Annotated in this window: 16 protein-coding genes; 12 read left to right on the plus strand and 4 right to left on the minus strand. The window is 43.6% G+C overall.

Translation table 11 applies throughout. From position 1 onward, the window contains the following. Positions 1-702: 702 nt before the first annotated feature. Positions 703-951 carry a hypothetical protein gene (locus tag AB6E52_RS03305; protein WP_017062732.1) on the minus strand — a complete coding sequence of 83 codons (249 nt, stop codon included), beginning with the start codon at positions 949-951 and terminating at the stop codon, positions 703-705. A gap of 251 nt (positions 952-1,202) precedes the next feature. On the opposite strand from AB6E52_RS03305, the gene AB6E52_RS03310 reads away from it, so the two are divergent. The 3 genes from AB6E52_RS03310 to AB6E52_RS03320 all read left to right on the plus strand — a co-directional run bounded on the left by AB6E52_RS03310 (position 1,203) and on the right by AB6E52_RS03320 (position 4,435). Beyond that, on the plus strand, positions 1,203-2,807 hold the full coding sequence (locus AB6E52_RS03310) for a mechanosensitive ion channel family protein (protein WP_017062731.1): 1,605 nt from the start codon (positions 1,203-1,205) through the stop codon (positions 2,805-2,807). A gap of 204 nt (positions 2,808-3,011) precedes the next feature. Continuing rightward, positions 3,012-3,845: a RecX family transcriptional regulator gene (locus AB6E52_RS03315; RefSeq protein WP_102321351.1), complete on the plus strand. Its 834-nt coding sequence runs from the start codon at positions 3,012-3,014 to the stop codon at positions 3,843-3,845. A gap of 224 nt (positions 3,846-4,069) precedes the next feature. Beyond that, positions 4,070-4,435 carry a phage protein gene (locus AB6E52_RS03320; RefSeq protein WP_102321352.1) on the plus strand — a complete coding sequence of 122 codons (366 nt, stop codon included), beginning with the start codon at positions 4,070-4,072 and terminating at the stop codon, positions 4,433-4,435. Between the two features lie 55 nt (positions 4,436-4,490). Here AB6E52_RS03320 and AB6E52_RS03325 read toward each other — a convergent pair whose 3' ends face one another. From AB6E52_RS03325 to AB6E52_RS03335, 3 genes are all read right to left on the minus strand, one after another. Beyond that, a complete protein-coding gene (locus AB6E52_RS03325) occupies positions 4,491-5,174 on the minus strand; it encodes a hypothetical protein (RefSeq protein WP_102321353.1) in 684 nt (227 codons plus the stop codon). Beyond that, entirely contained in the window at positions 5,171-6,307 is a 1,137-nt protein-coding gene (locus tag AB6E52_RS03330; RefSeq protein WP_102321354.1) for an AAA family ATPase, read from the minus strand. The genes AB6E52_RS03325 and AB6E52_RS03330 overlap by 4 nt, the downstream gene beginning before the upstream one ends. A 300-nt stretch (positions 6,308-6,607) precedes the next feature. Beyond that, entirely contained in the window at positions 6,608-8,455 is a 1,848-nt protein-coding gene (locus tag AB6E52_RS03335) for a M3 family metallopeptidase (protein WP_102321355.1), read from the minus strand. A gap of 249 nt (positions 8,456-8,704) precedes the next feature. Here AB6E52_RS03335 and AB6E52_RS03340 point away from each other — a divergent pair, with 249 nt between their 5' ends. The 9 genes from AB6E52_RS03340 to AB6E52_RS03380 all read left to right on the plus strand — a co-directional run. Continuing rightward, on the plus strand, positions 8,705-17,881 hold the full coding sequence (locus tag AB6E52_RS03340) for an RTX toxin (RefSeq protein ID WP_102321356.1): 9,177 nt from the start codon (positions 8,705-8,707) through the stop codon (positions 17,879-17,881). 33 nt (positions 17,882-17,914) lie between these two features. Beyond that, positions 17,915-20,074 carry a type I secretion system permease/ATPase gene (locus AB6E52_RS03345; protein WP_102321357.1) on the plus strand — a complete coding sequence of 720 codons (2,160 nt, stop codon included), beginning with the start codon at positions 17,915-17,917 and terminating at the stop codon, positions 20,072-20,074. Beyond that, positions 20,067-21,392, plus strand: a complete 1,326-nt coding sequence (locus AB6E52_RS03350) for an HlyD family type I secretion periplasmic adaptor subunit (protein WP_017059471.1) — start codon at positions 20,067-20,069, stop codon at positions 21,390-21,392. Before AB6E52_RS03345 ends, AB6E52_RS03350 begins: the two co-directional genes overlap by 8 nt. Positions 21,393-21,426: 34 nt before the next feature. After that, complete coding sequence (locus AB6E52_RS03355; RefSeq protein WP_102321358.1) at positions 21,427-22,740, plus strand: TolC family outer membrane protein; 1,314 nt, start codon at positions 21,427-21,429, stop codon at positions 22,738-22,740. Beyond that, complete coding sequence (locus AB6E52_RS03360) at positions 22,740-23,378, plus strand: OmpA family protein (protein ID WP_017059473.1); 639 nt, start codon at positions 22,740-22,742, stop codon at positions 23,376-23,378. Before AB6E52_RS03355 ends, AB6E52_RS03360 begins: the two co-directional genes overlap by 1 nt. After that, complete coding sequence (locus tag AB6E52_RS03365) at positions 23,378-24,322, plus strand: PstS family phosphate ABC transporter substrate-binding protein (protein WP_017059474.1); 945 nt, start codon at positions 23,378-23,380, stop codon at positions 24,320-24,322. The genes AB6E52_RS03360 and AB6E52_RS03365 overlap by 1 nt, the downstream gene beginning before the upstream one ends. A gap of 210 nt (positions 24,323-24,532) precedes the next feature. Next, the gene (locus tag AB6E52_RS03370; RefSeq protein ID WP_102321359.1) at positions 24,533-25,120 is read left to right on the plus strand and encodes a hypothetical protein; all 588 of its coding nucleotides are present in this window, start codon (positions 24,533-24,535) and stop codon (positions 25,118-25,120) included. A gap of 217 nt (positions 25,121-25,337) precedes the next feature. Beyond that, positions 25,338-26,246, plus strand: a complete 909-nt coding sequence (locus AB6E52_RS03375) for an aldo/keto reductase family oxidoreductase (RefSeq protein ID WP_102321360.1) — start codon at positions 25,338-25,340, stop codon at positions 26,244-26,246. 151 nt (positions 26,247-26,397) lie between these two features. Then, the coding region (locus AB6E52_RS03380) for a transposase DNA-binding-containing protein (protein WP_372189943.1) at positions 26,398-26,503 on the plus strand (106 nt) is incomplete at its 3' end.

The following is a 26,503-nucleotide window of genomic DNA, read 5'->3' on the forward strand; positions in this document are numbered from 1 at the left end:
AATAATAAGTACGAATGGGATCAGCCAGCCGGTTTTTGGGGCGGCAAAGGTCAGCATTTTTGAACTTAGGCTGCATGAACTTGAATTGGGGGACGTTAACATTTTTGAGGCTTCTAAGCCGAAAACACTGGCGTATAGAGTGGCCATTTTTTCTGAAGAAGCGATGTCGGTTTGAGGGTTACTGGTTTCTGTATGAGTTTGTGCGCCAACTAGGACTGATTGACCATTAGCGGATGCAGATAACGATACTTTCTTTACGGCCAGAGTGCTCGCCAGACAAGTTACGATAACCAGTCCGGTAAGGAAGAGCGCCCAAAGCGAATGCTTTTGTCGGCGGTTCTTTGTGGATAAGAAAAGTAGTGATGTGTTCAGCAAATTAGTCAGTAATCAAATTTGTTATTAGTTAAAGCCAGCTCATTGAATTGTGGCTAGCTTAGATAAGTTCTCTTCGCGCCACAAGTCATAAAATGGTTAAAGTGAAACTATGTATAAACGCGGAAAACGGCAGGTACACGATAAACGACGCATAAACACCAATTCACGCGAATACGACCTAGAGTTCTAGCTAAAGTTCACAACAACTGAAAGTTATCGCTAATTATTCTGTATCGAGTGGTCTAACCAAGATGAGGCGATACAAAAAAGCCCAACAGATCGTCAGTGAACGTGTTGGGCTTTAATCATTGGTGCTATTGGAAAGGCTTAGTGAGTGCGGCGAGGGCCGTTACGTACCAAGTCTTTACCGTTATCAAACACCTCTTTGGTGATCCAGCGAGCAAGCAGAACTTTGTGGCTGCTATTGAATACAGCAACGAAGTGACGACCATCTGAATTATTGGTTGCCATGCCTACACCTTCAACGCCTTCAAGGCCTAAACCGCCAGCTTCCACTGAAATTAGGAATTGCTCTAGTTCTTCTAGAGACTCAATAATATCAAGTTCGTTGTTCATTTTTATGCTCTCTTGCTGTGAGCCAACATCGTATTTAGGGCGCTTTAGTGCTGTGCTCGAATGAAGATATTGGCTGTTGTTCTTTGTTGGATGCGTACTCTACAGGTCATAAGAGGGGATTGGAACTCTCAAATATTAGAAGCAGGCTGATAATTTGCGAATTTTTAACATAACATACGTTTAAATGCTTGTTATCCATATTCTTTTTACTACTATTTATAGGGTCAATTTAGACAGTGATAGGAATTAATATGATGAAGGTTTGGCGTTGTCTATTGTTAATGTTGGCGTTTGTCGCATTTGGAAGTTATGCGCAGAGCGTTGAGAAAATCGCAGAAGTACAAGATCAGTTAATGCTCGATCTAGCAACATTAGAAACGGCGCATGATGCTGAGAAGCCCTTTCTTGAAGATATCTTAAGGCGTAAGAATCAGGGCCTACGCGAAGAGATTTTTTCACAGCTATCGTCAGATAAAAAAGAGGGGCTGGATGTCACTCTTGCTCAGCAGGTCGAACTGCTACAAAAATTGCTGTCGTTGAATGAAACTAAAATCGTTTCAATGAGTAAAGAAAACCGTTCAGCTGAAGGTGACGCTAAAAAACGCCTTGAATTGCGTATTCAAAAACGAATCGGAATGATGGATGTCTATTATCAGCAGCTTGCTAAGACATTAGATTGGTCGAAAGAGCGTGATGTTGATGTTGCGGTTCCTGAAGGTGAGCTCAAAACGGCACTTGTTTCTCGTTCTCAATATCTTACTAATGCAATTCTATACACGGATACACAACGTCAAGATTTAGAACGCCGGTTATCTTATGTAAGTGAAGAAGAGAAAGCGACGATTAAAACTGAGCTTGAACGCTTCAGTGAGCGAACCAGTGTCATGGTGGCGAGCTTAGAAGAAACCATCACGCTAATGGAACCGTTTGGCGTGGATGTGACTTCGTACAAACGTGTTTTGCTAGCGACGACAGGTGACATTAACGCCGATGTGTTGGATGTTGATGTTGCACTGGAGCTGTTGGATGGTTGGCTTCGTTCGTTCAGTTCATGGGCTTTTGAAAATACCCCTTCTTTTATCGTTAAACTTGCTCTGTTTCTCGGTATTTTGTATGTAACTCGCCTTATTGCTAACGTGGCTCGCAAAACCGTTCGTAAGAGTGTTTCGCACTCTAAAATGGACTTCAGTGTATTGATGCAGGACTTCTTTGTATCCATCGCATCTAAAGCGGTCGTGTTTATTGGTTTGCTTATCGCACTGTCTCAAATAGGGATAGAGCTAGCACCTCTTCTTACTGGTTTCGGTGTAGCCGGTGTCATCATTGGTTTCGCATTGCAAGACACACTATCTAACTTTGCATCGGGTTTGATGATCTTGATCTACCGTCCTTATGACGTCGGTGACATGGTTAAAGTGGCAGGCGTGCAAGGCACGGTAAAAGACATGAGCTTAGTATCGACGACTGTTCAAACCATTGATAACCAACGCTTGGTGATCCCAAACAACAAGATTTGGGGTGACGTGATCAACAACATCACGGCAGAACGTGTAAGACGTGTTGATATGGTTTTCGGTATTGGTTATTCAGATGATATCGATAAAGCGAAAGCGGTATTGAACGACATCATTCTTGCACACCCTCTAGTGTTGAAAAAACCAGAGCATATGATCAAGCTTCATACCTTGAATACGTCTTCTGTTGATTTCGTAGTACGACCTTGGGTTAAGACTGATGACTATTGGGATGTGTACTGGGATGTAACGGAAACCGTGAAGAAACGCTTCGATGAAGAAGGCATCACGATTCCATTCCCTCAACGAGATGTACATATTTACAATCACGAAGAGAACTAAACGAAAGATCTAGTATGAAAAGCTATTACGAAAAAGCTAAGCATGGCTTAGAGCCATCATTCTTAATGTGATATCAAATGGACGCTGAACAAGCGTCCATTTTTATTGGCTGCCGCTTATGTTGAGCTTCATTCTTTTATGTCACTCAACCACCTTAGAATTACGTTATGATGGGGTAGGCTTAATCTGGAAAGTTGAAATCGAATGGACGATTCACAGCAAAAAACGAATACTAGAAATACAACGGTAAGAAAAGCGACGCGAATTGAAAGTGTTATGAACTCTGCGATGTGGCATTTAACTCAGAGAGACATGACGGAAAGCGAGTTAGTGGCGAAGCTCAAAGTGAAAACCGACAATCAAGAATGGATCGATGAAACGTTGAATACTTTGAAAGGCTTCGGGTATCTCAAGTCTGACCAAGTGTTTGCAGAACAATTCGTGGAACAAGCTTTCTCTGGTGAATTCGGTTCTCGATACATTGTCGAAAAACTGAAGAAGAAGGGGCTGACCGATTCAGTGATTTCTGATGCAATCCATAAAGTGTCGTTCGAAAAGTCTATTGATGAACAAACCATCTTGATAGACCGAATCAACCACTACTATTCAAGCTTTACCATGAGCCGTGAAAAGCTGGTTGCGACACTGCAAAAGCGTGGCTTTAGCTATCAACAAGTTAAGGTAGCGATTGACCAGCACCCACAAGCGCATCAACTGAAAAGTAACATTCAAATTAAGGCCGAGAAAGCCGATTTGGAAAAAGAGGTGCTCAAGTATGCTCGTAAAGGCAAGGGCCTGACCGCCATTCAGCAAGAACTTAGACAACGACAAATCGACACAAGTGAGCTGTCATCGCTCATCGACCGATTGATTAATGAAGAGCAGCTAGATTTCTATTCTTCTTGTTTAGAACAGTTGCAGAAGAAGCCTTATGACCTAAACGATCATAAAGAACGCTCTAAGGCTTACGCGATGCTAAGTCGAAAGGGGTTCTCTTCTGACGAGATCAAATTTGCATTGAGTGAAGATAACGAATAACTAAGCCGGAAAAATTTCCTATTGTAGTATGTTGGTTTGTCCTAAGTAACTATTGGACAGAAATCATTTTCGCAAAATTTAATATTAGCAATTCATGAATAACTTTTTATAAGGCAAACTTGTCAATTAGTGCGCCTTCGTACAGTGCGCACTTTGTCTGATTATGTTTAATAGTGCATATCTTATAAATGTAGTGCAAACTCTTGTATTTAGGGGTTTTATCATTGAAGTATCGCGAAATGAGTAAGAATTACATTTTTCGAGAATTAGAATGCCAAATGACCAAGGAAGAGGTCGCTGAACTGTGTTTTAAATCTGTGAGGACTGTCACGGGTTGGGATGAAGGTAACCCAATCCCTCCAGAGTGTAGAAGGCTTATGAGAATGGCCAAAGGTCGGGAGCTCAGCGTCTGTGAGGATTGGGAGCAATTCAAAATGTTGTATGACAGAATGGAATTGCCAACTGGACAAGTTGTCAGGCCACAGAAAATACTAGCAGGAATTGCTTTATTGGGGATTCAATCTGAATTGGAAATCAAGACCTCTACACAACTTCTAAAAATTGCTAGGTCAATATCGAGGTTAAAATAAAAAGAGGGCATTTGCCCTCTATTAAATAATCACTAACCCTAAAGCTTAATCATGCCTATTTCATCTTATTAGCTACTTCTTCAAGTGCCTCAATTAATGGTACTAAAGACAATAGGTGTTTTGATTCTTTTACACGTAAGCATATTTTCGAAAAATAATCAGGGTTAGCAACAGCGCTACAGTTAGATTTAGAATAGTTAATCCTTCTCTCTCTCAAGGCCTTCATAGCATATGCGGCATGAAATTGTGAATGAGTAAAATCAACATTATAACGGCCCATCAGTTCAGGGTCATCTTTGATGACATTATAATATTGAAAGTAGCTGATCAAAGGCTCTGCCTTTGCAAACCGAGGTATTGCACTAGAATTACCCAACAAAACAGTTTCGAAGCAACGACTTTGAACTACAGGAACAACATGTAATCGCTCAGGCAATTCAACTTTATTTACTTCATCCAATATGAATTGCTTTCTAACATCAACACTATCTTCATCAGCATCTAAAATTACAAAGAAGTAATCTACACTGCCGTCATCAGTGATATCAGTTATAGCATTCCCAATATGGCCTAATATAGAAGGGTAACCTTCACCTGAAAAAAAGAAGCACCCCGAACTAGATGCTTTAAAATCACTAAACTTAGTGAATGTCTCTAAATCAGGTATTATGTGCTTAACCCATTCAGGGTAGACTTGCATCTCTGACGAAAGTCCTTCTACTAAGAAATATAGCTTCATTCATACCCTCGATAGATATTGCTATTCATAAGTAAAAGGAAATTGTCATGATTACTATCAAAATCAAGCACTTCGCTTGCTGGGTATGTAGTTATGTCGCCGTTTTTTCCTCTCGATACAACTTTCCAAAAGCTCTTTGGTATATCATTGATCACCCTTGGGTGATGGGATGTAATGATTACTTGATTTGATGTTTGTTGTAATTCTGACAATATATCGGGTAAACAGTTAACACCTAAACTATTTTCAATTTCATCGATGATTATTGGTGAATTATTGTTTCCGAACTGTAATTCAGAAAGGAGCATCATAGCTTTAAACATCCCTGAAGATATCTGGGATTGATTTATTTTTTGGCCATTTTTTAAGTCTAGTTCAATGAATATGACTCGTCTTCCATCTGAACTTTCAGTATGAGTCTTTATTAAACGTGGAGTTATTTTTTTTACTTCTGGAAATATGTTTGTATATATGAATTCTAGTTCATCAAAAGCATCTTTATCATACTTAAATGCGTAATAGATCTTCTCTCTACATGTTAGTTCTTTAAATTGAGCTGATAGCTTCTTAATACTAAGGTTTCCGTTTCGAGCTAGTACTTCCTTATGAATTTTTCCGTCAATTAAAGGCACAGTCATGTTGTTTGAAAACAGTTCAGAGTCTACGGATATTAGTACAGCTGATGTTAACGATTTGAAAACGTCTTTTAGTTCAGTACTTTGTCTTAAAAGAAATAGTAAGCTTTTATCATCATCTAAACGTGGAAGCTCTTTCTCAGAAAAAATAACAGATTTTTCGTCTCTAGAAAAAATGGGGGTGCCGTCTATTGTCAGACTTTCATTGACAAATTTACTGAATACTTTCCCTTCTGCATCATACTCAATAGCTTGAGAAAGTTGTCCTTTCCAAAAAACATTTCTTTTTAGGTCATCTTCAAAATGCAAAGTCCACTCTATAGTTCTAGACTTTCCACCTTCAGCTAAACTTATCAAGCTACTTAAACCTGAAATGATAGTTGTCTTACCCGCACCCGAAACACCAACAAGAACATTAAGACGGTCAAAAGATACATTGTTAATTTTGACCTTGGAGCCGAGACTAGTTCCGTTTAAGTGCAGTTCTTTTATTATCATGATGTTTTTCCTAAATATTGAACTACTTACAGTTTAACGCAATCAGAACATACATCACAGTGAATTTGTAATGCTCTAAAAAGTAATATTGAATTGCGTGTGCCTATAGGTTGGTCGAATTTACCCCCGTGATACAACACGGGGATTCACGGCGAACTGCATTAGAAGAATGGATAACTTCTAGTAGGGAAAAACCCCATGAACAGGATATGAATGAGTAAAAGGTCTAGCTTACAATGGGGCAAAAATGAGTTATGTCACTACTCATTTTTGCCTTTTTCATTAGCATTAAAACTCAATCTATCGACCGTATTGCTCAATAATAAAGTGCTCAAAATCATCACACATTTGGTCATTCGACTTTGCATTATTCGCTAATTCAGTTGCTCCATCAACGATCGATACCTTCGCATTCAAATCCGCGACTGGTGCACGTTCTCTTGTCGACAGCTGTTTGATTTTTTGCTCCTCAATCGCCCAAGCCTCCTCTGGCGATAAGTTACACTCGTCAGCGAGATATTTGGCATTAAAACCTTCCCCAGTCAGGCTTTCGATTGTACCGTTATGGTTCACGCTATTGCCTTTATGCCAATAGTGTTTCGCCAACAAAGGCCCGATCTCTGGGTTATCTGTTAAGTAACCAAACTTGTCGGTGAAATAAGCTCGTGTTTGATACACCGCCATATGAGCCAATAGATAACCTTGGTATGAGCAAGATGCTTCATCAGACAATAAGTGAGGGATCGCCATTAGTGGACGAGGGCTGCAAGACAATCCAAGAATTGCCTTTTCACTGCTACGAGCAAGTGCCGTGATTTTTTCAGGCGTGAGGTCTTCATCAGCTAATTCGTGCAGGGCTCGCTCGAAATATGGAACCACAAGAATGCTGCGTTCTTGGTAAGCTCGGAAGGGCTGTTTATTGTCGATGATGGCTTTAATTAGATCATCTGGCACAGGTTGCCCGTCCGCATTTAGAGCGTACTGTTTTAGCCAGTCAGCGTCATTTAACAAGCTGTCGCAGAACATGGATTGTGTTTCAGCATAAGCCATCGAAGTCGGCGCAAACTCTTGAGAGAAACAAGGGGAGTTCATTTTTACATTAGCAAAATGCGCCGCGTGACCACCTTCGTGAAATAGTGTGTTAATCCCATCATAGCCACTGCCTATTTGATCGGGCTTAGCGTTGCTAGTGAAATTAACTTGGGCCGCAACCCAAGCATCTTGGTCATAGAAAGAAGGGATAGGGCCATGGCAGAAGCCATTAGGGTACTTACCTTTACGATCAAGCAGATCCAATTTTAATGTCGCTTGAGAGTATTCGATGTTGAGGCGACCAAAAGATTCAATCCAGCGTCGAAGTGACTTTGAGAACGGAACATAAGGATCAAGATCATTCATAACGTCACCTGCAAAAGAGTAGGTAAAGTTATGGGCTTGAAGTGCATTCTCGCCTTTCTGCTCTGCCAAATTGGCTAGGCTTTGCTGATGGCTATCACGCGTGCGTGCTTCGAAGTCATCCAGAATCGTAAACAGTTGTTCTGTCGTCATCTGTTCGGTTTTTACCACCGAGTAATCAAAGAAGGTTTTAAACCCCAGTGATTGAGCAAATTGGTTACGTTTTTTGATCAGCTCAATAAAGCCGTTAACCAGCAGCCATTGCTCTAAATCTAATAATGCTTGATGTGCAGAAAGCCTAACTTGTTCATTACCATTACTTCTAACGGCTGAACCTAAAACGGGCAGCGATCCTTCTGTTTCATCACCTGTTTCATTTACGTAAGTCATTACATGATTCTGTTTTTTCTCAAACAGTTCAGCCTCAAACTTTATGAGATCGGATTTAAGCTTCTGTGACTGCTCAGACTCAATAGCGTGAGATCTAAAGGTCGCCAACCAACCATTCAAGCCTGTCAGCGCACTCTCTTTTTCGAGAGGATCTTGAATTTCATCAATAGCAGCGAGTTGCGTTTCGATAGCAGTAATCTGTTCGGCAGAGCTTAGAAATTCCGTCCACTGAGTCTGCGCGAGTGTCGAACCATCGTGGTCGTCACTGATCCCCATATATGTATCCCAAAAGAAGTCTTCTTTCGCTTTATGAGTCGCAAGATACTTTTGATTCAATTGATTGAGATAGTTCGTTGCAGTCATGACATTCCTTGAAAATTAACCAGTAATTTCAAAATTATGACACATTCATTGAATGTATTTTGTGACGATAGATATAACTGAATGCAGTCACAGCCTATCGGTTTACTTTACAGCGTATTAGTGATAATTAACTGTTAATGGTTTGTTGTTTGCTAGTATTAACTAAAGAGAGTGTGCTGATTTCTCCGGTTTTTTATTGAGTAAATTGATGTTCTCAAGGTCAGCGTTTTTGTAAGGAAGAGGTTTAGGATGGATCCTATTTTATATATCGAAGTTGGTGGTGTTGTGTGGCAAGTATTCCCTGATGGGACTTGGCTTCAATTACCTGCTACGCAGCCAAAAGTTGAAGGCGTGCAAGTCGTCAGCATTGAACCTCAGAATTTACAAGAGGCTCAGCCCCTAACCGAACCGCAAATCGCCGCAGTTGAACAACAGTTGGAAAAGGTGGTCACCGAACTCGTCAACAACATTGAAAGCGCACCTCAACAGCCTAACTCAGTAAATGACCAACCTAGTTCCAGCGCCTCTTTTATTGTTTATGTTCGTTCCACCTTAGATGAAACGCTCGCTGAGGCGGGTTTTGATACGCGTCCTGCAGAATATGCCGACGAAGATACAACCTCGAATGAGGGTAACCTTGATATTCTGTTACCTAGTGCACTATTAACCGTTGATATTTTGGATGGTGGAGACGGTTACGAAAATCAGTTTGAAGTACCAAGTGTCACGATTACGGGCACGGCAGTGGATGTTCGAGACGGGCGTACCGTTGTTCTGACCATCACTGATGTTAACGGAAACACAGTAACCACCACAGCCATCACAAGCGATGAAACGTATGTCGTCAATGGCGTCGACCTCTCTTCATTGGAGGAGGGGGATCTTCAAGTCGATGCTGTCATTGCTGATGATTTTGGCAATAGCATTGCAGCTAACGATTCCACAATCAAAGACACATTAGCCAACATTGAGGTTGACTTCGATGGCTTTGGTGATGAGTTTTACAATCAATTTGAAATATCGAATGGGGAGCTAGTTGGTACGATTGCCAATGTAGAAGATGGGCAAACCATCAACATTTCAATTACCGATAGCCAAGGAACGATACAAGAATACACAACGGAAGTATCCGGCGGAACTTGGACTCTGACTCTTCAAGACTACTCAAGCTTTGCAGAAGGTGAGCTAACCGTTGTTGCCAATACTATCGATATTGCTGGAAACCCTACAACAGCGACCGACACGATCGTGAAAGATACGCTAGCGGACATCACCGCTGCGGTTGATGATGGTGGCGACGGTGTCCTCAATAGCTTCGAAATTCAGTCGGCTAAATTCTTTGGTACGGTACAGAACGTAGAAGATGGCCAAACGGTCAATATTCGTATTTCTGACAGCACAACGAATGTCATTGTTCTGACGGCAACTGTGATTGATGGTGCTTGGTCAGTTGAAGGCGTGGATCTAACCAGCTTTTCCGATGGTGGCATTCAAATTGAGGCTGACACTGTTGACGTTGCCGGTAACCCTGCTTCTGCAATAAATAGCGCAGGGCAAATTGTTATTGATACTGTTTCGCCTGTTATAGACATTGATACGCTAGACGGTTTTAGTATTTTGGCATTTCGTGGCGGCCAACTTACAACCATGCAAGGCACAACCAATGTTGCCGAAGGTCTTCCTGTTTATATTGAAGTTAATGATGGCTCTCAGACTCTTGTGTTTGAGGGTGTTGTTGATGCATCAGGTAATTGGGTTGTTGAAAATATAGATGTCTCGTCCCTAAACTTGGCGTCAGAATGGACGGTTGATGCCAAAGTTTTCAATACGGTAGGCAATCAAGCTATCGATGATATGCCAAGCATTATACTGCCCGAGTCGGTTGTGTTCTCAGAAACTGTTGTCGGGATTTTTGGAAATCAAACTCAGACCTCTGATATTCGCATCGATTATGCGGACTTCTCTTTTAGCGATGATCAAAGCATCGCAGAGTCACTAACTTCTCAAACCCTATCGATAACCGTTGCTGTATCGGCTGATAAACAAAGCCTCATTGGCACACGAAGCGATGGGCAAAAAGTATTCGATGCGTCAATTTCCGGCAGCAACGTAAATATCAATTTTTATAAGGCGATTGATCAGGAAGCTGGGTTAGATTCAATTCTGACGGCTTTGCTCATCGAAGGTTTGCAAACCGATGCTGATGGTACAACGGAGTTAGTGATAGGACGTTTACCTATTGTCATCAAAGATTCTGAACCTCTGGTTTTTGATGAGTCTTATCAAATGATCGAGGGTGAGATTGCGTCAGGGAACGTGTTGAATAACGACATCGATCTCGATACCCAGCTAACTATAAGAAGCGTTGAAGTTGATGGGACGACACAAACAATTTCAGGCAGCGCTCCGGTCTCATTTACTCTTGATGAAGGTGTTTTAACCGTCTTTGCAAATGGTCACTGGACGTTTGTCGCCAACAGAAACTTAGATCACACGGTAGCTCAAAGCATCAGTTTCAACTACGTCGCTGGCGATAGCAGTAACGACTTCGGAAATGGCACCGCGGTTATCGATATTTTCGATGGTGATGCGGGATTAGTGGTAGATGGGACAACGACCAGTACGGAAGGTGACGTATCTGATGGAGTCCAAACTGTAGTCGGTCAGTTTACTGTTTCCGCAGGTTCAGACAATCCAGATCCCGCCTCGATTGTATTTAATGCCAATACCCTTGTGCAGTTAGATGCTCTGGGTTTTACGACTGGGGACGAGGAGTTTCCTCTAACTTACACGTTAGCCAATGATGGTAAAACGATTACCGCACAAGCAAATGGTGAAACGATATTCACGCTATCGTTGAGCGCAGTTGCCAGTGGGATTGATGTTCTCGCAGACGTCACATTAGTTCTAGATCAGCCTATAAACCACCTGATCAGCAACGATTCTATTACCTTACCACTTATCATCGATGGAGAAGACTTAGATGGTACTGCTCTGGAACAAGGGCAGTTTGATTGGATTATCCAAGATGGAGTCGACCCGGCACTAACTTCAACTAGCAATGCTGCTGTGGACGAATCTGATCTTATTAATGGCAGTGTCTCTGATACTGGCACTTTCAATCTCAACGTCGGAAGTGACTTTGTTGAGTCTGTATTTTTTGATGTTGGAGATCAGCCGCAGTTGTTTAGTGGCGGTGTACAGATCATTTATGTGGTCTCTGCGGATGGAAGTGAACTTACTGGCTATGTTGGTTCTGAAAGTGCTGACAATAAAGCATTCACCTTGAGCTTTGCCTCTCCTTCAGGTGAGGCGGATATTGATGTTACTTATACTTTTGAACTCTTTAAGGGACTCGACCAAGATAACATTACAGACCAACTTCCATTTGTTGTTACCGCTAGAGATGATGACAACGATGAAACCAAATTAACCCTGAATGTATCAGTGACTGATGGCGGTGAGCCAACGATTGGCTCTGGAACGGTTGAACTGAGTGAAATTCCTGTTGCTGATAGTACTCCATCGGGAGTTGGGTCAACAGCAAACGTGAGCTTAGCTGTTACCGCGGGCAATGACTCTCTGGTTTTCTTGGGTTTGGATGTAGAAACGACACCAGCTGTTCTAGATAACGATGGTGTTGCGGTAACCAGCAATGGTGAAGCGCTAACTTGGCGCGATAACGGCAATGGTACCTTTGATGCGGTTCTTAGTAACGGCGATGCTGTTTTCAGAATCAAATTTCCCGATCCTTTCAGCCTTGAAGCCAATGGCTCTACAAACGTTGATGTCGTTATTGAGCTGTATCAGTCCATTGATCATGGCTCTGGTTCAAAAGACACTGAACTGACGATTCCAGCTTTTATCGTCACCATTGATTCCGATGGTTCGAGAGACACGCAAGAATCTGAAATAAAAATCTATGACGGTAAAGACCCTGAAATTTCGGTGACTGGAAGCATCTCAGTTGATGAAGATGCTTTGCTAGGAGATGGTCAGCCAGTTGGAGTCGAAGATAGTAGCCCATCTTTGGGTATTATCGAAGGCTCTGATGATGTTGTTTCTGTCACGGTCAACACCGCTGCTTTTGATTCACTTGGCTACACCAGTGCCGGTAAAGCGATATCCCTTCAAGCTGTTGATTCTGATGGTTGGTATTATGGGCAAGACACTGACGGCAATAACGTATTTAGGATTCGCTTTAATAATGATGGGACCACTGAGTTTGATCTCTATGCACCATTAGATCACGAGTATGGAAATAATGGTGAGAACGAGTTAGAACTGAATTTTGAGTTAGTGGTCAATGATGCGGATGGAGACAGCTCAGATCCTGCTATTTATTCTGTCAACGTAAAAGATGATGTGCCGACTGTTCGAGATGGTTCTATCGAGTTAGTTGAGGGAGATGATCTGAGTGGCCAATTCCTCACCGAAGAGTTTACTGGGGCTGATGGTGCCGTCATTGTTAGCTTCGAATATCGTGGTGCTACCTACACTTTTACTGATGCAATTACGTCAATCGAGATTGATTTGATTAATAGTTTTGATGGTACCGTGTATGGTCAGTTTACGCTTCACTCAGATGGTCGCTATCAATTAATTACAAATCAAAATGTAGCTACAAATCCAAATGATCCTAAGTTAGTGGATGAAATTGAGTACCTAGTCCGAGATACAGACGGCGATGAAGTCACTAGTAGTGCCACACTTGTTCTAGATGATAACGAAGGCTTTATCCGTTATGAAGATTCGGAAACCACAGAAGATAACGATGCGATAATTGTCGTTAGTGTTTCAACTGGTGATATTGACCAAAGTGAAACTGTTACCGCTATCGAGTTCTCAGAAGCATCGCTAAACGGTGGTAGCTTGTACCTTGATGGGGTGTTGCTTCAAGTTGTAGACGGCAAGGTCACCTTGTCTGGAAGTCAATTGGCAGCGATTGATAGTCAGTTCACTAGGCCTAATGGACAGTTGACTTATCGTCCCGCGCTTCATGAATCCAATACCACCTCAACGGTTATCCTAGCGATCAACGCAATCATTAGCACTGATACGGATCCTAAAGAACTGACGGCTGATGTTGCAGTGTCTGTTTTACCGGTGGCTGATGCACCGGATTGGTCGGCTTCCGTATTCTCCTATCATTCAGTAGAAGATGACTCAGACCCAGTCAGTTTGGACATAACAGCTCAGCTGGTGGATCAAGATACGTCAGAAACATTGAGCTACCAGATTAGTGGGATTCCTGACGGCTTGAATTTGACGTTAAATGGCAACGCAGTCAAAGAAGGGAAATCTTACACACAGGCTCAGATTGATAAAATGGAAATCAGGGCTGACGACAACCTAGCGGGTCGCTTTGAGTTTGAGATTACTGCGGTTGCAACAGAGTCTGGCAATTCATTCGCTGACCCAGATGATAAAACGGCAAGTATTGTACATACCGTTACTGTCGATATTTCACCTGATGCTGATACTCCTCATGTGTCTGTTAAAGACTACAAGGGACTAGAGGATGAAGCTATTTACCTCAAAGACGTTATTGAAGGCGCTTTGGCGGACACCGATGGTTCTGAATCGTTAAGTTATATTATCCAAGTTCAAGATGGCTGGTCTGTTGAAGGTGATGGTACCGCAAAGATAGGCAATAATTCCTATTCAGTCACTGCCGAAGCTATCGCCAATGGTGTTGCTTATATTCAGCCTAAAGAAGACATCAGTTCCTTTACTGAAGATCTGTCAATAGACGTAACAGCAATAGCGACTGAGTCGACGATCGATTCACTTATTCCTATCAATGGGCAAGCGTCAAGTGATACAAAAACCATCAATATCTTTTTGAAAGGTGTTGTGGATGAACCTATCGCGGTAGACGGTGGTAATGGTCATTGGCAATACGACAGTGACAGTAAAGTCATCAGCAACCAATCGGTCTTGAATGAAGATGGGTTAATACAGCTCGACTTCCTCATACAAACGACGGATGACGATGTTTCAGAAGAGATCAACATACTGCTTACTAACATTCCTGAAGGCACTTTGCTGGTGGATGCGTTGGGCGAACCAGTATCGCTGACGATTGCGTATGTTGATGATGTGACAGGGCCCGTATTCCAAGTCTCTAACGCTCAACTGGATGATCTGTATCTCAAGCCAGTTCTTGATTTTAGTGGTGAATTAGAACTGACCGTTATTGCTATCTCAACTGAGCCCGATGGTGATTCGGGCGAGTTTCCTATGACACTTAAAGTAGAGCTAGCGCCGGTCGTTGATCAAGAAGACGGTCAAGTGGTCAGTACTCAAGGCATCGAAGACAGTCAAATCGGCCTGAACCTTGAACCTTCAGTGAATCAGGATATTGATGGCAGCGAATCCTTGACGGGATATGTCATTGATAGCCTACCTGCAGATCTCACTCTTTATTTTGATGGGAGTGTTATTCAGGTCCCAGCTTCAGGCTTAGATTTGGATACTCTACTGGACTCAACAACGCCAACGCTTTCGGATCTTCTAAGCAGCGGCAGGCTTTCTGTTACAGCGACAGAAGATTTAAGCGGAACATTCTCAATTCCTATCACCTATGAAGTCACGGATACCTCTCCAACTGGTGCAACGGATATTAAAGATATTACCGGATCCATTAGCGTGACTGTCGATGCTCGTGTCGAGCTAGATACTCGATTAGAAGGCTCTACAGAGCTGTTACAGAGTACAGATGGCTCGCCTGTTGATATCTCTAACGCCGTGACGTTCGTCGACGCGGATATCGATGGGTCAGAGTACCTAGATTATATTTTGATCGAGATTCCCGACGGCAATTCGTTGATTGTTGAGCACCCTAATGGTGCTGCGCAAGATAGCTCTGGGAATTGGATCATATCGGCGGATGGGTTAACGAGTGACTCTTTCCAAGAACTCGCAGCGTACATTTTAGATAATGCGACGATTTCCAGCCCAAGTGATACTCCGGTACTGGATATTGTGGTTCGTGCTCGTGTGATTGATGGTGATGATGCGAGATATATTGATGCGACTTTCCCGCTGCAAATTACTGGTCATGACGGCGGTGGCGGTTCTTGTGACCCTGTTGGCCCACCAAGTCCCATTCAACCGGGTGGTGATATTAAGACTAATGAAGGTGAAGATATCGATTTAACGGGCTTGCTCAATACTAATGTAGCGAATGACCCAGACAATACGATCTCTTTCTATATTCCTGCCGATTCTCTTCCTGAAGGCGTCGAGATTTCGGGTGATGGTGTTATTGCGGAATATGACGCGGCTGGCGAAGTAGTTGGTTACTCGATCACTGCAGATGGACTCTCGAAACTAACGTTAACGGGCTTGGATGAAGATTTTGCAGGGTGTATTGATTTCACCATAGAGACAATTGAGACCTCACCATGTAGCGGTGATACGGTGACGACGGCCCAAACCATTAGTATCCAAGTTCTGCCTGTGGTCGATGACATTACGGTTGAAGCCGACTCCACAACCATTCAAGAAGACATCGCGACAGACCTTAACCTTGAACTGGTTCTTGGTGATAGCGTTGAAGATGGACAATTAATCACTGGTGAAGGCAATAGCGCTACCGGTAAAGAAACCGTTAACTCTCTAACGGTGAGCATTTCGAATGGAGCGACCTTGTCTGAAACTCCAACTGACACCGGGTTGTTAGTTGATAATGGCAATGGTACTTGGACGGTAACGGATCCTAGCCGCTTGAGTGATGTGTTGGTAACACCACCTGAACATTACAGCGGCGATATCACCTTCACGGTAACTGCAAATATTACCGATGAAGCGGATTGTGTCGTTGAAACGGATACGCAAGATAAAACGACCGTAGTCACGATCACCGTTGAGCCAGTCGCTGATGCGGCGAACTTGGTGACAGAGGATATAGTCGGCGACGAGGATAACTACATTTCATTGTCATCACTTAGCGCAGAGCTCATTGACCAAGATGGTTCTGAAAACATGTCGCTTTCGTTAAAGGGAGTTCCTGAAGGCGCAGTTGTCGCTATTAAAATCGGAGACAACTATGAGTTGGTTCCAAACAATGGTGCTGATGGCGGTACCTTCGATGGAAACCCTACCTATGAGTGGCAGTTAGATCCAAGTCAGTTATCTAATCTAGTCATTCTGCCACCAAGAGACTTTAGTGGTGACATTAATCTGTCTCTAGAGGCGATTACTCAAGAAATTGGTACGACGGATATCCGTTATACACAATCTGAATTTACTGTAGGTGTTAACCCTATAGGTGACAAAGTTGAGTTCTTCGATTTACCTGAACAGCTCACTGGAAGTGAAGATGATGGCATCGTGATTCCTCTTGATGCCAATAGCTTTGAAACTAACAGTGATGAGTTTTTAGCGATTACGGTAACAGTGAATGGAACTTCGGACCCATCAGGGTTAGTTGGGTTAGACCGAATTCGAATTGGATCAGAAACCAGTTCTTTCACCCGTGTTGGTGGCATCATACAGGCGACGATCCTCGTTAAAGCAAGTTCTGTTGATGAGCTCGAATTCTTTGCAGGCGATGCGTTTGGTAACCTCGATATTACGATTACCGGCCGAACGGTTGATCAAAATACGGTACTCGGTGAGTTAGTGGTCGACACGGGTGACCCGAGCTCGCAAGACATGACGCTTATTATCACACCAGAGCCTGATGCACCGTTATTGAGCGTTGAATATTCTTCGATCGTGGCAGAAGCAAGTGGCACGATTCCTCTTGGTTTAGACCTTTCTCTTGTAAACCCTGCTGATTCAGAAGTGGGCTTCATTACAATTCATGATATTCCCGCAGGTTTGACGTTCTCACACGGCTCTATGGTCGATGGTCAATATGTGGTGGACTTGGCAGATGTGCCTAACCTAGCGATTACCGGGGGCTACAACAGTGGTGATCAATTTGACCTAACGATAGAGCCGTCTGCAGAGATAGGCAATAACCAAGCGGTCGGGTTACCCCAAACCGTATCGATTGAGTTTGTCGCTGAAGGGGATTCTACGATTACCGCGACAGATGATAACGATCTGTTGATTGGCGGTACAGGCTCTGACAATTTTGTGTTCGCATCTTCAGGCTTAGGGAGTGCAGAAGCACCAAGCTACGATGTGATTCAAGATTTTGATGCGTCTCCAGACACTGATGCAATTGACCTCTCGGGTATTTTGGGAAGCCTAGGGCTTAATACAGGGCTAGGGGCAACACAATATCTAGATTTAGAAGAATCTGGTGAAGGTGTGACCATTTCTATTAAACCTAATGGTGACGAAGACGTTCAACAAAACATCTTGCTAGCTGATGTCACGTACGACGATCTGTATCAAGGTGACAGTAGCAGTGCATTAGAAGCACAAATTTTACAAAAAATGATAGAAGACAATAATTTAACGCTGTAAGTTAGATGTACAGTCTATAAAAGGAAGTTTAGATTGGTAGAACAAAAAGACAGCTGGCTAGCTTGTGTTGAGTGGTTGTGTGAGCATTTTAATGTTCGCAGTCACCCTTCCAAAATAGTGTCTGGCCTACCTTTAAATGAAGGCAGGCTCAATGAATCCCTTTTTCCAAGAGCGATTGAGAAATCGGGGTTAACGCTGAGCCACGTTAAAAAAGAATTATTGAATCAATGTCAGTTCCCTGTTGTTGCTGTTGAGTCCGCGACAGGGTCTCCTCTTGTCGTAACCCAAAGCTCCGTTGGCGACTTTCAAGTATTGAATTGTGAATCCAACTTAAGCCAACAAATTCTCCTTAAAGACTTAGTCATTAAAGTGGATGCATTTGTTTGGCAAGTGGGTGCTCAAGCGCTTGATGACGCCCGTGTTCAGGCACATGAGCGCAATGACAGTAAATCCAACACCCGTTGGTTGTGGCGGGTGGTCAAAGAAGTGAAGCCTTGGTATCGCGATCTGTTTATCGCTTCGTTCTTGATCAACGTGCTTGCGCTAGTGGTTCCGTTATTTACCATGAATGTGTACGACCGTGTTGTGCCAAACCAAGCGTTTAACACGCTTTGGGTATTAGCAGCAGGCGTTGGTATCGTTGTTATTTTTGATTGGGTATTGAGAAGCTCACGAAGCTCTGTGACTGATATGGCTGGGCGCTATATTGATAACAAGTTGTCTTCTCAGCTGTTCTCGAAAGTCCTTGGTATGAAGCTCGAAAATCGACCTCAATCGGTAGGCGCATTTGCCAGACAGCTTCAAGACTTCGATAGCGTGAAAGATTTCTTCACTTCTATCTCGTTAGTCACTTTAGTCGATCTGCCATTCACTTTGTTATTCCTACTGCTTATCGGCTGGCTCGGTGGCGCAATGATGTTCATACCTGTCGCGATCATGCTTGTTTTGATTGTGCTGAGCATCGCGATGAAAGGCAAGGTCGAGAAAACATTCGATGAAACCGCACGTCTCTCGACACAAAGACAAGCCCAGCTGTTTGATTGCTTAACAACCCTTCCGGATATCAAGCAAAACAATGCAGAGGGTATTACCCAGAAGCGTTGGGAACAGACGATTTCGTCGCTCTCTCAATGGCAGACTCAATCTCGTCATTACTCCAATATCGTGACGCACTCTATTCAGTCCAGTCAGCAGATCGTTACCATCACTCTGATCATCTTCGGCGTGTATCAGATCTCTGAAGGCTTGCTGAGTATGGGTGGTTTGATAGCCGTTGTGATGTTGAGTGGGCGCGCTGCAAGTTCGGTGAACCAGCTTTCTCTTCTATTGCTGAGGTTCCAGCAAACACGTTCGGCCGTTGAAGGGCTGAATCAGATTATGGAGCTACCTCAGGAAGAGTCCAAACACCAAGTTATCGACAAAGGAGACTTTGATGGTGGGGTTAGGTTAGATGAAGTGACGTTTACTTATCCAGAGACTCAAAGCCCTGCATTAAAGGAGATTTCCCTAGAGATCAAACCGGGTGAGCGAGTTGGTCTTGTCGGTGCGGCAGGCGCGGGTAAAACAACTCTACTATCGATTGTTGCGCGCCAGTATTTGCCAACAACAGGACAAGCTTTCTATCAAGAAATCGATGGGCAATTATGGCCAACCAGCGTTCTGCGTAGTGGCATGGGTTGGGTAGGGCAAACCACTAATCTTATTTTTGGCAGTGTTTACGACAACGTTACGCTTGGTGCGACCAACGTTGATGAAGAAAAGCTAAGACAAGCTCTTCAACAGTCGGGTTTGAATGGTTACATGGGGCGCCTAAGCAATGGCCTTGAAACACCTGTCGGTGAGGGTGGTCGGTTACTTTCTGGTGGTCAGCGCCAAGCCGTTGCCATTGCGAGAGCTCTGTATCGTTGTCCAAAGTTATTGATCATGGATGAGCCCACCAGCGCGCTAGACAAGAAGGCCGAGATTCAGTTCTTTAATGCACTTCAAAGTATGCCGAGAGAAACCTCAATGCTAATCAGCTCCCATAAGTCTTCATTCTTGATGATGTGTGATCGAGTGATTGTATTGGATAAAGGTCAAATCGTGGCAGAAGGTGAACCTAAAGAAATTCTCTCTTTACAGAAGAAAAGTGTACCTAAAGGTACGAGCCGGTTTAAGACGGTATCTGTGGTGAAGGGAGGTCGTCATGAGTAATGATATTCAATGGACCAACAACCACTTAGCATTCCGCTCTCGAAAGCTGATTTGGTTGAGTGCTCTACTCATTGTATCAATTATCGGTTGGGCTACGTGGGCAACATTAGAAGAAGTCGTGATCGGTGAAGGTAAAGTCGTTCCAAGTCTTTCGGTGCAAACCATTCAGAGCTTAGAAGGTGGACTGGTTCAAGAGATCATGGTGCGACAAGGCCAATCTGTAGTGAAGGGGCAACCTCTAGCTAAGTTAGAAGACACACGTTTTAAGGCGGCGTTTTTAGAGTCGGCTCAACAAGCGGATACCTTGCTTGCTCAGCAATTAAGATTAAAGGCTGAGCTGTCGACGGTCGTTTTAAATAACGATGCGAAAGAGTGGTATGAGCGAGTGGTCTTGGTGCCTCAAGATATTGCGGTTGATGTATCAAGCCACCCTGCGTTAATGAATGCCAAGGCGAACTACCGAGAACGTTTAGGACAGTTGAAGTCTGAACTGGAAGAGGCGGCACTTCGTATCGAGCAACAAGACCAAGCTCGTGTCGATACGTTTAATAATATCCAGACTCTTGAAAGCAGCCTCGAGATTGTGATTCGTGAGCGCAACATGCTGAAAGACGTGGTAGCGAGCGGTGCTGTTGCGGAAGTTGAGCTACTTAAACTCAACCGTGATGTAGTCAAACTCAAAGGTGATATTGCTAGCTCAAAAGTAGCAGCGCAGAAGCAGATAGCTGCCTACTCAGAGTCGATAGCGGATCATCGAAGTATCGCTTTAGATTTTCGTACCAAAGTGCAAGGCCAGTTGAATGAAGTGGCGAGCAAGATAGCGCAGCTGAACGAAAGCCAGCAGGCGATTGCCGACCAACTCAAGCGTACCGAAATTGTTGCGCCCGTTGATGGCACAGTCAAAGAGATCTTTGTGCGTACCATTGGTGGTGTAGTTCGTCCCGGCGAGCCAATCATTGAGATCATCCCATCAAACAGTGACCTGATTGTTGAAGCGAGAATCTCTCCGCAAGATATCGCGTTTGTTCATAACGGGCTGGGTGCGACAGTTAAATTCACGGCCTATGATTTCGTCATTTATGGCGGACTTAAAGGCGAGGTGATTTACGTGAGTGCCGACGCCTTACAAACGGAAGACGGAAACGCCTATTATCGTGCCCATATTCAGTTAAACGAAGACCAGCAACAAAACTCTGCCTTTAGCATTATCCCAGGGATGCAAGTCGCGGTCGATATATTAACCGGAGAGAAAACAGTATTGAGTTATTGGTTAAAACCTATTTTACGAGCTAAGGAAAACTCACTTCGTGAACGATGAAGTGGGTTAAAGCATAAATATAAAAGGAAGTGTAATGCATTCAAAATTCTTACTCTCTTCTTGCTTGCTAATGAGTGGGCTGTCTCAAGCAGCTTCATTAGAAGAGTCCGTGGCCTTTGCCATCGACTATAGCCCAGAGATATTGGCGCAATACTCCCGATACCAATCGGTGGTCAGAGACGGAGACGCTGCGAGTGGTTTGTATATGCCACAAGTGAACTTGTACGCGGCAGCAGGCTATGAAGAGACACGCTACAACAGTGGCAGCAAACTCGATAGCGATGATAGAGGCCTAACGAGAACGGAAATTGGCGTTAAAGTATCCCAGTTACTATTTGATGGTTTTAAAACCACATCGAATGTCGATCGACTGACGTTCGAAGCAGAAGCTGAGCGTCTAACTCTGATTTCGCGAGCTGAAAACGTATCGTTAGATGTGGTGAGAAATTACCTCGATATCCTAAAAGCAGAGACGCTACTTGAATTGTCTAAGCGTAATGTAAAAGAGCACCAAGAGATCTATCAAGATATCCAAGATAAAAAGAGCAAAGGCTTGAGTAGCAACTCGGATCTGGCTCAAATCTCCGCCCGTGTCGCGACCGCGCAGTCTTCACTTATCGCCGCTCAGAACAACCTGTTTGATTTGCAAACTCAGTATCTACGCTTGGTTGGCAAACCTGCGGTGAACTTGGTTTACCCCCGGTTTGATTACGCTCTATTACCAAGCTCAGCACAGGTCGCACTTGAACAAGCTGTCGAGAATCACCCTGAAATCAAAGCCTCTTTGCTTGATATCGACGCGGCTCGTAAAGAGATGCGCCGCGAGAAAGGGGATTACTACCCAGAACTAAAACTTGAGCTTCATGCCAATAAGAATGACAACGTATCTAACCCGCCAGGCGGTGTCGATGAAGATGCACGTATCATGTTGACGATGGATTATGACCTGTTTAATGGCTTCTCTACCGACTCCAGGGTTGAATCGTCAGCTTGGCGAGTGGAAGAGGCAAGGGCGATCCGATTACGAACAGAGCGTGAGGTTCGAGAAGGTACACAACTGGCTTGGAACGCTTACAAAATGCTTGAGCAGCAAAAATCCTTACTTCAACAGAATGTTGATGCAGCGAAAATTGCAGAGCTTGGCTATATCCAGCAATTCAATGTTGGCAGACGAAGCCTTCTTGATGTACTGGATGCAAAAGTAGAAGTGTTTTTGGCTCGAAGAAACTTCATCAGCACTGAATATGATCAAACGTTAGCGGCTTATCGAGTGTTAAATGCGATGGGTATGTTGACGTATGCGTTGAGGATTGAACATCCAGAAGAGTGGCAAGGGGAGAATAAGTAATGAGATATTTTAAACTAGCGCTACTTAGCTCTATCTTGCTAATGGGATGTGCAGAAACGCCTGATACGACAATGACACGCCACCAAATTGATGACTTAGCGGATAATGACCGAGATGGTGTGATTAACCAGCGAGATCTATGTGCCGATACGCCAGAAGGTGTAACGGTAGACATTAAAGGGTGTGCCAATTGGAAAATTGTCGAAGACGTTGAAGTATTAAGTGTGGCATTTGATTTTGATAAGTATGACCTTAAACCTGATCATACCGCTGTATTAAATGAGTTGGTGCGTTTACTAGGAGAGCAGCCTGATGCTTCGGTTACCTTGGTCGGAGATACCAGTGCTGAAGGTACAAACGTGTATAACAAAGCATTGGCCAAGAAAAGAACGGGCGTGATTCGAGACGCATTGATTGATAGAGGCATCAATGGTGAGCGAATCTTTGAACAAGAGTTTACTCAGATAACCAGCTTAACTCAGCATCTTCACAAGCGTAAGCGTAGAACGATCGCGGTGATTAAAACAGAAAGCATGGAAGTGAACCCATCTTGGAACATCTTCACTTCAGAAATGCAGCTCGATAGTAATAGCGATGTTGAGTCTAAAACGTCGATTGATCCAGTAGGAGGCCAGTAATGAAATGTCTAGCTAATAAATCGGGCTTGCTGCTTGCTGCTGTACCTGCGTTGTTCTCTGTATCGACATTTGCAAATGATGCCAGTGACATTGGTTTGGTCGCGATTGAGCCGAATATGCAGGGGCTTGTAGAAGATCTGCTTAAGAGCCAAGAGATCGACTTAGAAATCTTGTTGAGTGACAGCGTCCCAGAACAGATGATCATGCAGCGCTCGCGTGTTGGTATCACTTCCAAAAAGTGGACTGACAAAGAGATGGCAAGGTTTGATATGCGTTACGGTTATAGGCCAACAGAGCTGATGTTTACCGCTGACGTGATTGCGATTCTAGCCAATGAAAATAACCCTGCGACATCAATCACCGTCGCTGAATTAATTGATGTGTTTGGTTGTTCTAACGATCCTAAACATCCAAAATGGTCAGCAAGTAGTGATATTCGTAACGGTGAAAGCCTAGATACTCATATGTTGCCCTTTGCCATTGATCACAACCTGAAAGGCCATACTACCTTTTCAAGTTGGGTCGAATGTGGAACAGAAGGAGAATATGCCCATACTCAGTTCTTAGCGGATTTACCTGATCTGATTAATAAGATTGAAGACGAAGATGCCGCCATTGGTTACACCGTTTACTCAGATCAGATCTCTGATGTGAAATGGTTGAGCGTGGTTGATAACCTAGGTGTGAACTACGACCTAAACAAAGAAACGATCCTCTCTGGTCGTTACCCGTTAGCAACGGTTTATTACATGTACTTGAATATTCCAGCGCATCGCAAAGGCTTTACGGAACAAGAGGAGTTCTTTGTTGGGCTTACCTTGTCACAAGATCATCAAGTCGTTTTGAACCAATACGGCTTCATCAGCTTGCCGCCAGAAGCTATTCAACGTAACAAAGTCAGATTGTCGCTTGAAGAGCCTGCTATTGAAGGTGGCTACAAGTAATGGGTATGTCATTTTGTAACTGTTGTGGGAGAGTGATATTCTCTCTTTCGTAATGGTTCTCAACGTGACGGATTACGTTATTCGGTGATGAAATTATCTAGCGGGCATGTATGCCCGTTTTTTTTCGCCTAAAATTTGCGACTCGAGCAGTTGTTTGTCGTTTGGTCACGTATAATGGACACTTCATATAGCGCTAAATAAGCCCAGTCGATGAAAATCTTTCAAGTTCTAATCTTGCCTCTAATGCTGTCCCTCAATGCTATTTCATTTTCAGCGCAAGCAACCGAAAGCTGGTGGCTAAGAACAGTATTTAACAGCAGCCCAAGTCAGCCGAATTCTCAAAACTATATTAACGACATCGAGTTGATGGATTGTGGTGAGATCGAAGATACGCTGTTATGCAGTGACTTAACCCAATATTACGATCTGGATGTGTATGTGGAACTGGAACTGGGCGACTCAAGCGTTGAAACAGTTCGCTTAAACCTGCCATATTCGGACCTAAGTTACACAAAGCTTCAGGCATACCTTCGCCAAGATGGCTTTGCTCTCAGTTCAATTCGTATTGGTGAAGATGAATTCGATGTTACAGCTCAACTCGAACAAGCTCGAAATGAAGGTGTTGGTTTCGATAAGGTGGATAAACAGCTGGTCGAATTCATCAACGCGCCTCACGGTTCAGCAGAGCAACTGAGTGTGTGGAATGTGCCTAGCTTATCTTCTTCTAGCTCTACTTCTCCTTGGATTCAGTTACAGAGTGATGGTGACAACTTAACGGTTGAACTTAATCGTTTTTAATTACTCAAATTTATAGATAGTTTCGTTATTTATTAGGCTAAACAAGCCTTTCAGGAGAACGGCTCGCGGGCAGACAGCAAGTTATAATTCATTTAAGTGTTCGTTTTTCTGCGGCTCTCACATTTTTAATAAGCGTTTAGCTTTGCCATTTGTTATACGTTGAGCCTTCGGTAAAACGAGATTAGGATACGTTCAGTATTGATAAAGGAGACAACCCATGGTTGCAAGAGTAACGATAGCGCCACAAGGCCCAGAACTTTCTGAGCTGGTGCAAGGATACTGGCGTACAGCAGAGTGGGGCATGACCCCGCAACAACGCCTGACTTTCCTGAAGCAACATATTGATCTTGGCATCACAACTGTTGATCACGCGGATATTTACGGTAACTACCAATGTGAAAAGTTGTTTGGTGAGGCTTTAGCGCTTGAACCAAGCCTTCGTGATGATATTCAAATCGTCACCAAGTGCGATATCAACCTATGTGGTGACCACACTCCAGATCGTAAGATCAATCACTATGACACCAGCGCGCAGCATATTTACCAATCAGTAAATAACTCATTAGAGCACTTAGGTGTTAACGATATCGATGTATTGTTGATTCACCGCCCTGAAGTGTTAATGGATGCCGATGAAGTAGCAGAAGCGTTCGCAGAGCTACACAAAGTAGGTAAAGTTAAGCACTTCGGTGTTTCTAACTTTTCACCGCGTCAGTTCGAACTGCTTCAATCTCGACTCGGTAAGCCGTTAGTGACCAACCAAGTTGAAATCAACCCATTGAACTTCGAAGTGGCTCATGATGGCACGCTAGATCAACTGCAGATGAACCGCATTCGCCCGATGGCGTGGTCTTGTCTCGGTGGTGGTAGCATCTTCAGTGGTGATTCAGCGCAAGCGGTTCGCGTTCGTGATGAGCTAGAGGCGATTCGTCAAGAAGTCGGTGCAGACAGCATTGATCAAGTGATTTACGCTTGGGTTCGTCGTTTACCATCTAGTCCAATTGCAATTATTGGTTCTGGTAAGATTGAGCGTGTGAAGACGGCCGTTGATGCACTGAAAATCGAGCTGACGCGCGAACAGTGGTATCGCGTATGGGTGGCATCTAAAGGTCACGGTGTGCCATAGAAAGCAATTCGTATAGAAGTCAAAGCCAGCTAAGTAAGCCTGTCTCTTATACACAAATCCCTAAGCCACGCTTGGGGATTTTTTTTGAACTATTTTTAGGTTTCATGATCTGATCATCTAAGCAATGACAAGGATGATTATCATGACCTATATAGAGCCAACCCTCTGGGCACAAAAACAGTTCGGTCAAGCCCATCTAAATGACCCTAGACGCACTCAAAGACTCGTTACTCTCGCAGCCTCACTGGCCGAGCAAC

It is taken from the genome of Vibrio sp. 10N.247.311.13 (assembly GCF_041467595.1).
GTDB classification, from domain to species: Bacteria; Pseudomonadota; Gammaproteobacteria; order Enterobacterales; family Vibrionaceae; genus Vibrio; species Vibrio crassostreae_C.